10 protein-coding genes are annotated in these 12,691 nt (G+C 62.9%); 9 read left to right on the plus strand and 1 reads right to left on the minus strand.

Annotated features, from left to right (window positions below):
* The first annotated feature begins 222 nt into the window (after nt 1-222).
* From QZ588_RS16360 to QZ588_RS16395, 8 genes are all read left to right on the plus strand, one after another.
* The gene (locus QZ588_RS16360; protein ID WP_295544009.1) at nt 223-372 is read left to right on the plus strand and encodes a hypothetical protein; all 150 of its coding nucleotides are present in this window, start codon (nt 223-225) and stop codon (nt 370-372) included.
* A 240-nt stretch (nt 373-612) separates the two neighbouring features.
* Complete coding sequence (locus QZ588_RS16365; protein WP_295544010.1) at nt 613-1,401, plus strand: ABC transporter permease; 789 nt, start codon at nt 613-615, stop codon at nt 1,399-1,401.
* Nucleotides 1,319-2,728: an ABC transporter ATP-binding protein gene (locus tag QZ588_RS16370; protein ID WP_295544011.1), complete on the plus strand. Its 1,410-nt coding sequence runs from the start codon at nt 1,319-1,321 to the stop codon at nt 2,726-2,728. Before QZ588_RS16365 ends, QZ588_RS16370 begins: the two co-directional genes overlap by 83 nt.
* Complete coding sequence (locus QZ588_RS16375) at nt 2,725-3,780, plus strand: bifunctional 2-polyprenyl-6-hydroxyphenol methylase/3-demethylubiquinol 3-O-methyltransferase UbiG (RefSeq protein ID WP_295544012.1); 1,056 nt, start codon at nt 2,725-2,727, stop codon at nt 3,778-3,780. The genes QZ588_RS16370 and QZ588_RS16375 overlap by 4 nt, the downstream gene beginning before the upstream one ends.
* 21 nt (nt 3,781-3,801) lie before the next feature.
* A complete protein-coding gene (locus QZ588_RS16380; RefSeq protein ID WP_295544013.1) occupies nt 3,802-4,809 on the plus strand; it encodes a glycosyltransferase in 1,008 nt (335 codons plus the stop codon).
* Nucleotides 4,806-6,062 carry a glycosyltransferase family 4 protein gene (locus tag QZ588_RS16385; RefSeq protein WP_295544014.1) on the plus strand — a complete coding sequence of 419 codons (1,257 nt, stop codon included), beginning with the start codon at nt 4,806-4,808 and terminating at the stop codon, nt 6,060-6,062. The genes QZ588_RS16380 and QZ588_RS16385 overlap by 4 nt, the downstream gene beginning before the upstream one ends.
* Nucleotides 6,059-6,727: a class I SAM-dependent methyltransferase gene (locus QZ588_RS16390; RefSeq protein WP_295544015.1), complete on the plus strand. Its 669-nt coding sequence runs from the start codon at nt 6,059-6,061 to the stop codon at nt 6,725-6,727. The genes QZ588_RS16385 and QZ588_RS16390 overlap by 4 nt, the downstream gene beginning before the upstream one ends.
* Nucleotides 6,728-7,351: 624 nt before the next feature.
* On the plus strand, nt 7,352-9,790 hold the full coding sequence (locus QZ588_RS16395) for a calcium-binding protein (protein WP_295544016.1): 2,439 nt from the start codon (nt 7,352-7,354) through the stop codon (nt 9,788-9,790).
* Nucleotides 9,791-10,191: 401 nt separating this feature from the next.
* Here QZ588_RS16395 and QZ588_RS16400 read toward each other — a convergent pair whose 3' ends face one another.
* Entirely contained in the window at nt 10,192-11,409 is a 1,218-nt protein-coding gene (locus QZ588_RS16400; RefSeq protein ID WP_295544017.1) for a reverse transcriptase domain-containing protein, read from the minus strand.
* A gap of 569 nt (nt 11,410-11,978) precedes the next feature.
* Between QZ588_RS16400 and QZ588_RS16405 the strand changes: the two genes are divergently transcribed.
* Nucleotides 11,979-12,691 (plus strand): hypothetical protein (locus tag QZ588_RS16405; RefSeq protein ID WP_295544018.1); only part of this gene is annotated, 713 nt, incomplete at its 3' end.

The raw sequence follows: 12,691 nt of genomic DNA on the forward strand, positions 1-12,691 counted from the left end.
GCACCACGTTTTCTCGTCGAAGGCGCTCTCGCCGTCCCATGCCGTCGCCGTCGAGTCTGCGGCATCTGGGCCATGCATGGGCCATGCATGCACAGCGGTGTCGCAGCGCACGCCCGCTGCGCGCTGCGCTAGCCCAGCAGCCAAATCGAGCAGACGCATCGGACCGGCGGTGTCGGTGCCAGCGCCCCGGCGGGGTCGACGCTGCGACGCCCCGCCATCATCGTGCTGGCCTCCCACGCCGAAGACCTGATCCGCGACACCTGTGACCAGGCCGTGGTGCTGGAGCACGGCCGCGCCATCGCCGCCGACGGCGTGGACGACATGCTGGCGCTCGACAATGCGCGGGTCAATGCGGGGCCGGGCGGCGGCTGAGGGGCTGCGGCTGCGGGAGATAGCAACACGGCGGGGTCGTCGATGCGGTGCACGATCGACCCGCGACCAGTCTCACGCGCTGGAACATACGGCCTTGCCGGGCGGCACTGTTGCGCGTTGCGCTGTGTCTCACACTGCGACGGCAGCCCCGGTGTGACGTCGCGCGGTATGGTATCCTGGGTCGGTTTTGATGGTGCCAGTCATCACACGATGTATACACTTCTCGTTCCCCCGCGTGACATGCTATACGGCCCCTGGCGGCATCGGCGACTCGTGGGGCTGCTGATCAAGCGCGACATCGCCGAGCGCTATCGCGGCTCGGTGCTGGGTCTGCTGTGGACCTTCTTCCTGCCCCTACTGATGCTTGCGATTTATACATTTGTTTTCAGCGTGGTGTTCCAGGCCCGCTGGTCCGTCGGCGCCGAGTCCAAAACAGAATTCGCCCTCGTGCTGTTCACCGGACTACTGGTATTCAATTTCTTCGCCGAGTGTTTCAATCGCGCACCGAAGCTCATCCTCGGTAATGCCAACTATGTCAAGAAAGTCGTCTTTCCGCTGGCGGTGCTGCCGCTTGTGACCATTGGCAGTGCGCTGTTCCATCTCGGGATCGGCCTGATTGTCTGGCTGCTATTTCACCTCTGGCTGTACGGTCTGCCACCGGCTACTGCCCTGTTGTTCCCGCTGATTCTACTGCCCTTCGTCGTGCTCACGCTCGGGGTGTGCTGGTTCTTGTCGAGCCTTGGCGTCTTCCTGCGCGATGTCGCCCAGGTCGTGAGCGTGCTCACCACGGCGCTGTTGTTCCTGTCGCCCATCTTCTTTCCCGTGGATGCGCTGCCCGGTGCGGTGCAACCGCTGCTGTTTTTCAATCCTTTGACACCCGCCGTGGAAATGAGCAGAGACGTGCTCATCTGGGGGCGGCTGCCCTCGTTGCCCGCCTACCTCGCGTTTGTGGCGACCGCAGGCGCGATCGGCTGGCTTGGCTTCGCCTGGTTCCAGAAAACGCGGGCGGGATTTGCCGATGTCCTCTGAGGGCTATGTCAACGTCGAAGATCTCAGTAAATGCTACGAGATCTACAGCAGCCCCCACCACCGCCTGCTGCAGATCCTTTGGCGCGGGCGACGCCGGTATTATCGCGAGTTCTGGGCGCTGAAAGACGTCTCTTTATGCATCGAGCCTGGTCAGACTCTGGGGATCATCGGCCGCAACGGGAGTGGTAAATCGACCCTGCTGCAACTCATCTGCGGCACCCTCACACCCACCCGGGGCGCGCTCGATGTGCGTGGGCGCGTCGCCGCACTGCTGGAACTGGGCTCGGGCTTTAACCCGGAGTTCACCGGGCGCGAAAATGTTTATCTCAGCTGCGCGCTGTACCAGATGTCGCGTGACGAGGCTCAGGAGCGTCTGCCCGACATCCTCGCTTTCGCAGACATCGGTGATTTCATCGATCAGCCAATCAAGACCTATTCCAGCGGCATGATGGCGCGACTGGCGTTCGCGGTGATCGCCCACATCGATGCCGACGTGCTGATTATCGACGAGGCTCTCGCCGTTGGCGATGCGTTTTTCACACAAAAGTGCATGCGCTTCCTGCGCGGCTTTATGAAGACCGGCACCGTGCTGTTCGTCAGCCACGACGTCGCATCGGTGAAAAGTCTCTGCAATCGGGCGTTGTGGCTGGAGAGCGGCCAGGTCCAGGCGCAGGGCGATCCCAAGGCCGTCTGTGACACCTATCTGGAGGCCTTTTACGAGGCCCAGCAGGGCAAGAGCACCACGACCAAGCTCAGGCCGCAGCGGCTGCAGCTGACCCGGCAGCGGGCGGATCAGCGGCAGGCGCTGCTGAATGCGACCAACTTGCGTAACGATCTGCGTGTGTTCGAGTTCGATCCGGAGGCGCCATCCTTTGGCAAAGGCGGGGCGCAGGTGATCGATGTCTCATTTTTCGACCAGGCGGGCGCGCCCCTCAACTGGGTCGTTGGCGGCGAGGAGGTGACGCTGACCGTGCACGTACAGGTCAACAATCCCCTCGCGTCGCCCATTGTGGGCTTCTTCATCAAAGACAGGCTGGGGCAGGCGCTGTTCGGCGACAATACCTACCTGTCGTACCAAGATCGGCCCGTGGCTTGTGCCAGCGGTCAGATCCTGCGGGCGCAGTTCACCTTCCTGATGCCGCTGCTCGCGGGGGGCGATTATTCCGTCAACGTGGCCATCGCCGATGGCACCCAGGAGGATCATGTGCAGCACCAATGGATTCATGACGCCGTGCATTTCAAATCCGTAAGCACGAGCATTGTCAACGGACTCATCGGCATTCCTATGCAGCACATCGATCTCAGTCCGGTGGAGGTTGACGCATGAATGCGGCAGACCTGAGCGCGGCCGGCGTCGACGCGGGTGAAGCGGACACCACAGATCGCGAGGCTGCCCCGGCGCCGCCCGCATTCACCGGAGAACGCTACATCCCCGGCACGGCGGGGGCCATCGAATTCGAGCATGTGCACCGCTACCTACTGGCCGCGGATATCTGTGGCGGCAAGCGCGTGCTGGATATCGCATGCGGCGAAGGCTATGGCTCCGCGCGTCTGGCAACGGTGGCCGCGCACGTAATCGGCGTCGACATCGCAGAGGACACCGTGCGCAGCGCGCAGGCCCGTTACGCCGGGCCCAACCTGGAGTTCCTGGTGGGCGATTGCGCCAGCATCCCCGTCGCCGATGATGCCGTCGACGTGGTGGTGAGCTTCGAGACCATCGAGCACCATGATCAGCACGAGGCGATGCTGCGCGAGATCAGGCGCGTACTGCGCCCGCAGGGCGTGCTGTTGATATCCAGCCCCGACCGGCACAACTACTCCGAGCGGCCTGGCACCGTGAATCCCTTCCATGTCAGAGAACTCTACGAACGCGAGTTCAAGGCACTGCTCGCAGCTCACTTTGCCCACACCCAATACTACGGGCAGCGGGTATGCCTGGGGTCGCTGATTTTTCCGCAAACGGCATCGGCGCTGCTGCAGACCCACACCCGCACCAAAGACGGTATCACCACGGCACAGGGCCTGTCCGCGCCCATTTTCTGGCTGGCACTGGCATCCGACGGACCGCTGCCAGCGCTGCGCGCCGGACTGTTCGAGCAACCCATCGAAGAGGCCGAGCTGGTATGCCTGCTGCGCCACGATCTGCAAAACGCCCAGATCTTGCTGGAGCAACGGGCCGACCACCTGCAGCAGGCAGCGGCCCTGCTGCAGCAAAAAGAGGCGCACCTCGCGACGGCCGCGGAACTGCTCAAAGACAAAGACGCGCACCTTGCGGCGGCGAACGAGCGCCTCGCCCGCATCAGCGCCCTGACCGACAAGTTGGGACGCATCCCCGGCATGCGGCCCCTGCTGCGACGGCTGCTTGGCCTGGGCGCGTAGCACCAGGAGGAGCAACAGCCCATGCACCAGCCCAGAATCGCTTTCATTGCGCAACCGGAGTACTTTCGGTTCACCTATGAGCAGGCCCTCGCCGACGCCGCGCAGGTGCGGGAACTGGCGCTGGTGCCCATGCGTCTGGCCAACGACTTTGGGCCGTTGCTGGACTTCAACGCCGACTACAATATTTTCTTCCGCGGCGAATGGGTGCCGGCGGCGGTGCTGCAGGCACTGACGGGCACCAGCATTGCGCTGTCCAGTGAGCCCTTTCCGCGCCGGATCGCGGGCCGCTGGCAATGGACACTGGACAGCCTCGACCGCTACCTGCATTTTCGCGCCATCAGACAGCGACCATTCGACTACGTCTTCCACTACGACGCAGCATCGCTGCCGCTGTTCGCCGCCGACGGCCTGCACTGCTCCGGCGACTTTGCCCTGCCGGTGGCACTGGACGTGTATCATCCGGCGCCGGCGACGCCGGAATGGGACTTGTTCTTTATCGGCCGCAGCAGCCGCCACCGCGAAGCCTTCTTCGGCCCGCTCAAGCATGCCTACCGCTTCCTGCACATCTGCCACGGCATCTGGGGCGCCGAGCTGGTGCAATACGTGCGCCGCGCGCACATCTGCCTGAACGTGCACGCCGAAGCGGAGATATCCTGGGAGCCGCGGGTGCAGATGCTGCTGGCCTGTGGCGTGCTCCTGATCAGCGAGCGGATCACCCCCAATCCCGTGCTGCGCCCCGGCATCGATTACGTGGAAGTGGACTCACCCCGGCAGATGCACGAAGCCGTCGCCCACTACCTGGCGCACCCCCAGGAGCGCGAGCGCATCGCCGCGGCCGGCGCCGCCCGGGTGGCAAACCTGCTCGATGCCCGCGCCTGCTACCTAAGCCTGCTCGATCGCATCGAGGCCGGCGACGTGCCCCGATTCCAGCCCGGCCAGCCCGCCCGGGCGCTGGCCGCCGCCGGCCGGGTGCATGCGCAGACACTCAAGCTCAGGGCCGCCCTGGCGCGGGCGGGGCGCCGGCCATGAAGGTTTGCTACCTCATCCCCACATGCGGCGTCTCCGGCGGTATCGCCGTGGTGTGCCAGCACACCGAACGCCTCAAGGCGCGTGGCTATGACGTCACCCTGGTGGTGGATGGTGTCGTCTCCGCCATGGACTGGTTTCCTGGGCAAAGCGTGCCCGTGGTTGCGCTGGAGCACTATCCGGCCGATGTCGACGTGCTGGTTGCCACCTCTTGGGCCACCACGTTTCGTGCGCCACTACTGCCGGCCCGGCGCCATTGCTATTTCGTACAGTCCGATGAAACCCGGTTTCATCCCACCGACAGTGCCTGGGAGCATATCACCCGGCTCACCTACACCATCGGTTTTGCCTACTTCACCGAGGCGCGCTGGATACAAGCATGGCTGCGCGGCTTTGGGCATCGCGCCGCACTGGTGCCCAACGGTCTCGATGCAGATTTGTTCTACCCCTGCGAGCCCCTGGAGCCCCGCGGCGCGCGCCCGCGGGTACTGTTGGAAGGTGCCATCGGCCTGCCCTACAAGGGGATGTTCGAAGCCTTCCAGGCCGTGCAGGATCTGGACGTCGACATCTGGTGCGTCAGTTCCTTCGGCACCCCAGACCCACGCTGGCGCTGCGAGCGCTTCTTCAGCGCCGTGCCCATGCAGGACATGCGCCGCATCTACTCCAGCTGCGACGTGCTGCTGAAGCTGAGCCGGGTGGAAGGCTTCTTCGGCCCGCCCATGGAAATGATGGCCTGCGGCGGCACCGTGGTGGTGGGCCGCGTCACGGGATACGACGAGTACATCGTCGACGGCGAGAACGCCCTGGTGGTGGACCCAACGGATATCCCGGGCGCCCGTCAGGCGGTGGCGCGACTACTGAGCGATGCCGATTTGCGTGCACGGTTGTCGGCCAACGGCAGGGCCACCGCCGCGCGCTGGACATGGAGCGCCTCTGTCGATCGATTGGAGCAAGCCCTGGCGGCGACCCTGGCCGGCGACGCCGGGGATCTCAGCGGGCAGCGCCTGGCGGTTGCGCGCAGTCTCGCGTTTTTCTACGGTGAGTTGCGGGGGATACCAGTGCTGCCGGCCCAAGTCGAGCAGCACAGGCCATCGGGTGCTGAGCGTTCGGCGCTGACAGCCGACCCGACGGAAGCGCTGCTGAACAGGTTACGCAGACAAGGCTGGTTCCGCGCACTCGCTCGCCTACTGCTCGCCGTGTATGTGCGGGCGCGCCGAGGTCAGCAACTACTCAGGCAAGTGAGGCGACGCCCATGACAGACATCCCAACAACGCCCTTCACGCTGCACCCGCGCTGGCCGTCGTTACAAGCGCTGCTACAAGCGCACCAGGCCGCGGGCATGCGCCTGGACCTGGGCTGCGGCTACTACAAACCGCAAGGCTATATCGGCCTCGACAACCTGGTGGGCGAAGCGGCCCAGATCATCAACCAGGACAATGCGCCTGACATCCTCATGGATCTGAGTGCGCAGCCGTTGCCTTTCGCAGACAACAGCGTCGACGAAGTGCGCTCGTCGCACTTCCTGGAGCACTCAAACCTCGATCATGTGCTAAACGAATCCTGGCGCGTGCTCAAGCCCGGCGGACGACTGGTGTTTACCGTGCCGTACGCGAACTCCGCCGAAGGCATGTATCCGGGGCACCACATCTTCCTCACCGAGCGCTGGTTCCACGAAAACCTCAACTTTCAGGCCAAGTTCCACATCGAGCGCGAGCGCTACGACCCGAGCCAGGCATGGCGGCGGCTGCCCCTCGTCGTGCGCGGCCTGATCCCCTTCTCGTTTGCCAGAACCTTCCTGTTCAACGCATGCTGGCAAATGCAAATTGTTGCACGCAAGAGACACACCGAGGCGCAGCCTCGGCCGGTCCGCTTCGCGGGCATCAAATCGCGGCTGCGACCCTGGCTACAGCGATGGCGCTAACGTCGATGGCCGGCCCATGAAGCACCGCATCGCCCACAGCCCCATCTCGCGCGCATCTGATGGCGCGCGCCCCGCACCGCGCCGCAACGGGCGTACTGCCCACGCTGCCCCTTGGCTTTTGCCGGGTTGGCCACCACCATTGCATGCAGAGCGTTAACGCAGCGCCTACGCTGGCCGCTCGCATCCGCGGCTCTCGACCACCCACCATCCAAGCGGACCCAGCATCGTCATCGCCGCCCGAGCCTCGGGAGACGCACCCATCCCAAGCACATCAACACTCGCCGCTCAGCACCCGCCGCGCCAGCGCGCTCCCCGTCGGCCCACCACAACCACGACGGCGGTTCGCTCTTGCGCCCGGACCCAATATCGTCTAGCCTCCCAGAGTTATCGTAAGGGTTTAGGTCAAAGCTTAACCGCGGTATGCCCAAAACCTGACACACCTGCACGACCCTGTGTTGCGGTTTGGCGACAAGAAATTATCCGTTGTAAAATGCCCACCCGTGGTGTAACCTCCACATGCAAGGAGGCGGTTTAACCCGCGTGTGCCCACCCCACAGGCTTATCGCACCGACGGCGCCACCTCCACGCCCCCCCTCCCAACCCGACCGCGAGAGACTTAACGACATGGCTACCTCGTACTTCAACGAAACCTTTTATCTGGAGAGCAAGCTGGCGCAACTGCAGCGCACGGGCGAGACGCAGTTCACCAGCGTGGTGCAAGTCCGCGACGCCATCCTCGCCGCAGGCTTCGCTACGGTACGCGACCACTTCAACCTGTATAGCCTGGAAGAGGGGACGAACCCAAACCGGTTTTTCAACACCCAGGAATATCTGGAGGCGAAGGCGGCGCAGCTGAACGAGGCCGAGGGTACAACTACTTATACCGCCAACAGCGTCGCCATCGCACTCGCCGAGGCCGGCTACACCAACGCCTACGACCACTACGTCCAGTGGGGCTGGGCCGAGGGTATCAACCCCTCCAACGCCTTCGACACCGATATCTACTTCGTTGAAAAGGCCGCCGAAAGCGGACTGACGGTGGATGAGGTCAAAGCCGCCTTCGTCGCCGCCGGACTTGACCCCATCACCCACTACGAGCTGTACGGGCGCTCCGAGGGGCTGACGGCGCCCCCCGTGCCGCCGGAGGATCAGGTCGTCAGCGACCCCAACGCCGGTAGCTCCTACCGCCTCACCCCAGAGGTCGACACGGCGGCTGCAAACTTCTTCGATGGCTCCTCCACCATCACTGCGGCTGGTAGGACGTCGACGCTCGAGAACGGTGACCAGCTGACGGGCACAGGCGACAACCCGACCCTGTACGTCGAGCCGGTTAACTTTGTCCCGACCACAGTGACGCCGCGCTCGCTCACCGGAATCGAAACCATAGAGCTCGAAGGGGGCTTTGCAGGTGCGGGTTATACGCTCAACACGCGCAACGCCGACGCGGTGACCAACCTCACTTTTTCAAACTTCGCAAACGCTGTCAATATCACAAACCTGGCAACGGTCATCAGCGAGATCGACTTGACCAACATGACGAGCACCGTCAATGTCAGGTCGCTCGCATCCGCACTCTCAGGTGTCGAGGATGCGATTGCGCTGACTGTGAATGGCGTGGCCGGTATGACGCTTGATATTCAATCCGCAACCCCGGGCGGCGCCGGCTACGAGCTCATCGACATCACCAGCAGTGGCAACATCGCCAACAGCTTCGCCCTGACCGACAATGATCTGGAAACGCTGACGGTGCAGGGCACGCAAGATCTACAGATCACTAACGCGCTGTCGAATTCCGCAACCGTCATCGACGCCGGCGGCAACGAGGATGCCGGTGTGGCAGCCTTCGCCGGGATGCTCATGGTGACCGTTGGTGCCAACGATACGACGATCACCGGCGGCGACGGTAATGATCGAGTCGCCTTCGACACTAACTACAACGACAACGATACCTACGACGGTGGCGCCGGACGCAATACCTTGGCGGCGAACTTCGTACAACTTGAGGCCATCAACGCCGAGACCACCGGGCTGACCAACATCCAGATTCTGGAGACCAATGGTGGTACTGCCAACGATACCCTGCGGGCGGACCTCTTCGGTGACGCCATCGATACGGTTCTCTTCACGGGCTCTACTGTCGGTGTCGGGGATTACACCGTACGCATGAACGCTGGGGAGAGCACTGTTGTGGTGCAAACAGCCACTGTCGCGGGCGTCGGCAACACCCTGTTCGTCGAAGGCGGCACGGGCGAAGCCGACACACTCACCCTTGCGCTGGATGGGGAAGGCACTGGTGTTTCCACGGTCGGTAACTTGAGCCTCACCAGCGCCACCCGCTCCATAGAGCAACTCGCCATCACGTCCAACGATGGCTTTGGGGGGGCACATACGATCGGAGCGATCGTGCTACCCAACACGGCGGGTGACAACGTCATTACCATCAGCGGTGACACGGACCTAGACATAGGCGCGGTGTCCGCCAACAAAGTCGACGCCTCAGGCCTGACCAGCGGCGCTAGGCTTGACATGACAGCCTTGGCGACGCGTGCCATCGAGGTGACCGGCAGCGGTGGAGGCGATGACCTTCGCGGGTCGGCGCAAAACGATGTCCTGTCCGGCGGAGCGGGTGACGACATATTGCGTGGTGGGAACGAAGGAGATACACTGTCAGGCGGTGCCGGCGACGATATCTTTTTCTACAACGCTGTTACCCAATCGACAGGCCCAACATACGATTCCATTACGGATATGAATTTTGGTGGTGATGGAACGCTGCCGGTCGACACGATCCGGGTCGGCGGTTCCCCCACTGCAATCGACGATGCCGTAACGACAGGCGCATTGAGCGTTGCCACCTTCAACGTGGATCTCGCAGCTGCAATTGGTGCTACCGAGCTTGGTATCAATAACGCGGTCCTCTTCACGGCCAGCGCCGGAGACCTGAGCGGCCGGACGTTCTTGGTAATCGATGACAATGCCACTGCGGGTTACCAAGGCAATGCAGACTATGTCATTGAGGTGACCGGGTTCACTGGTACGCTTGATACGACAGATATTGTGTAAGGTCACCGAACCATCAAGGCGGTCAGCGGCTTGGCGGTGTACATCCGCCATGCGTCAACTGTAAACCAACCATGCCGTAGTTAAAGGCTCCTCAGCATGCTGGGGAGCCTTTTTTATGCGCCTGTTTCAGCACGACCTGCTCCTCGACCGGTCTGTGCTGCTCAGCGACTTGGCTAGTGCGCGGGGTTGCGAGTCCATAAACGCACTGTGAGAACCCCCACAACTACCATAGTAAACAGGTAGAGTAGAGAGCAGGCATCCGACGACCTTAGACACGGCCTATCTGTTCCCGCCCCTTTCGTTTGGCGGTGCCTCACTAGCCGAATCGTCGCCACAGGATGCCAGCCCTCCCTCATCAAACCGTGCATACGGTTCTCCCGTACACGGCTTTCCGATGTGCTTCACGCCGAGGCATGCGCCGATTTCCAGCCTGCGGTGTGGGGTAGCTTGAACAGTCCGAGGACGTCGTGCAGGTGGGCATAGGAGAACCGCTCATACCCACGGGTGCGCGCGCGCACCTGGTGGCGCCGTCGCAGTTGGGTACGCACGCGCTCCTCTGTGAACCACCGGACACGTCCGAGCACCTTCGTGCAGTTGCCGTAGTGGAAATAGCCCGACCAGCCGCGCAGAACCTGATTGACTTCCTTGATCATCTGCGGCATCGGCACCGGGGTTCGGCGCCGGGCGGTGAGTTCCTTGATCCGCGCCTTGATCCGTTGCTCGGCGCGCTTGCTTGGCTCGACATGGGGATAGGCCTTGCCGGTTCGCCGGCTGCGTGCCCGTTTGATCCGGAAGCCTAGAAAGTTGAACGCCTGTTCGCGGGCGTCGACCACGCGGGTCTTGTCCCGGTTGAGCGTCAGTTCCAGGCGTTCCAGCACGGTTTCGAGCACGGCCATGGCCGGTTGACTATCGCCGCGACACAAGATCACGGCATCATCGGCATAGCGCACCAACCGTGCGCCCAAACGTCGCTCCAGGTCGTGCCGCTCCCAAATCCGGTCCAACAGATGCAGGTACAGGTTAGCCAGTAGCGGGGAGATGACCCCGCCTTGAGGCGTCCCCTTGCGGTTCCCCTTGCCGCCGCTCGGGCGTCGCTTGCCCTGTTGGTCTTCCTCGATGACCGGGGCCTTGAGCCATTGCTGAATGAGGGCGAGAACGCCTCCATCGACCACGCGCTCGGCGACCACGGCCATCAGCTTGGCATGAGGGATCGTGTCGAAGTACTTCGAGAGATCGGCATCGATGACTTGGGTTTTTCCCTGAAAGAGACCGTCGGTGACGGCCTTCACCGCATCATGGGCCGAGCGCTTCGGGCGAAACCCATACGAGTGTTTGTCTCGTGCCGGGTGATTATATGCCCCGTAGGCGTCTTTTCCGATCCCCGCCTCGATGGCCGCGAAGGTGACGCCGTCGATTCCTGGCGCTCCCCGGTTGGACCGCACAAGGTCATAGGCGTGACTGAGCATGTCAGCCCGGCTGACCTTGTCGTACAAGGCGTAGAAGCGGAACGCCGGCTCTTGCTTGGCGCAAGGCGTAAGAGCTTCCGCTGCAGCGTCCTGATCTGGTTCGGAGTTATTAGCGACATCGCAATCTCCTGATCCTCCGCGCTTTGGTTGCATGCACAAAGTAGGGCTCCTTTCCTCGGGTCGGGTTGTGTTGTCCCGAGCCCTCAAACGGTACTATGAGCCCCTCCGACTCCCGGGACGGCCGGCGACGATTTCGGACTGGCCTTATACGTCGTCGTTGGCAGCTCTCACCTGCCACCGCCGCGGGTCTCCCGCACTGGGACCGATCAACTTCCACCACATGCCACCCCTGCTACCCCGGAAGACCCGATGGGATGCTCTCGTTCTCCCGTCCCATCGGCAGCGGCCTTCCCCGAACGTCCAGCGGGTCGGCGTCTTCACTTTGTTCACGAGGCTACTTCTAGGTTCGCTTGCGCTGCGGCCTGTGGTTTTGTATCAACGGAACTCACGACCCCCGGTTACCCGAACGCCGCTCCGCGACACTACTAAGGTGTACGAGCAACTCCTTTGGCGGGACTTAAACCCGTAAGTTGATCAGCCTGTTACGGCATACGGGCGCACCACGTTTTCTGTCCGGCCAATAAATAAGACCCGTCCCCATTTTTCTCCCGCTTTCGCGAGGCGTCTCCCACCCCCGCCACCGCATCGGCTAGACTCCCGGCATGAGCGCCGACACCCCACCCGCGGACACCGCCGTTAAGAACGACCACGATAGCCCGTGGAAAGAGGCGCTGGAGCAGTTTTTCCCCGAGTTCCTGGCGCTGCTGTTCCCCGCCATCCAGGCCGAGATCGACTGGACCCAAGGCGTACAGTTTCTCGACAAGGAATTCCAGCAGATCATCCGCGAGGCCAAGACCACCCGGCGCACCGCCGATAAGCTGGTCGGCGTCACCCTGCGCAACGGCCTCGCCGTCTGGGTGCTGATCCATGTCGAGGTGCAAGGCGACCCTGAAACCGCCTTCGCTGAGCGGATGTTCACCTATCACTATAAAATCCGCGATGTCTATCGGGTGCCCGTGGCCAGCCTCGCGGTGCTGGCCGATGCGGATCGCGGATTCCGGCCCACGCACTACAGTGCGGCGCTCTGGAACTGCCGGGTCGACTTCCAGTTCCCCATCGTCAAACTGCTCGACTACGCCGAGCCCGAGCGCTGGGCCGAGCTGGAAGCGAGCGACAATGTCTTCGCCCTGGTGGTGATGGCACAGATCCGTGCCAAGGTCACCCAGGACGCCGAGACGCTCAAGGGCTGGAAGTTCCGCCTGATCCGCCTGATGTACGAGCGCGGCTACGAACGCGCCCTGATCCTGGAACTCTTCCGGCTCATCGACTGGATGATCCGCCTACCCGAAGCGCTGGAAGCGGACTTTCGCCAACA

The sequence above is a fragment of the uncultured Thiohalocapsa sp. genome (genome assembly GCF_913062725.1).
Classification (GTDB): Bacteria; Pseudomonadota; Gammaproteobacteria; order Chromatiales; family Chromatiaceae; genus Thiohalocapsa.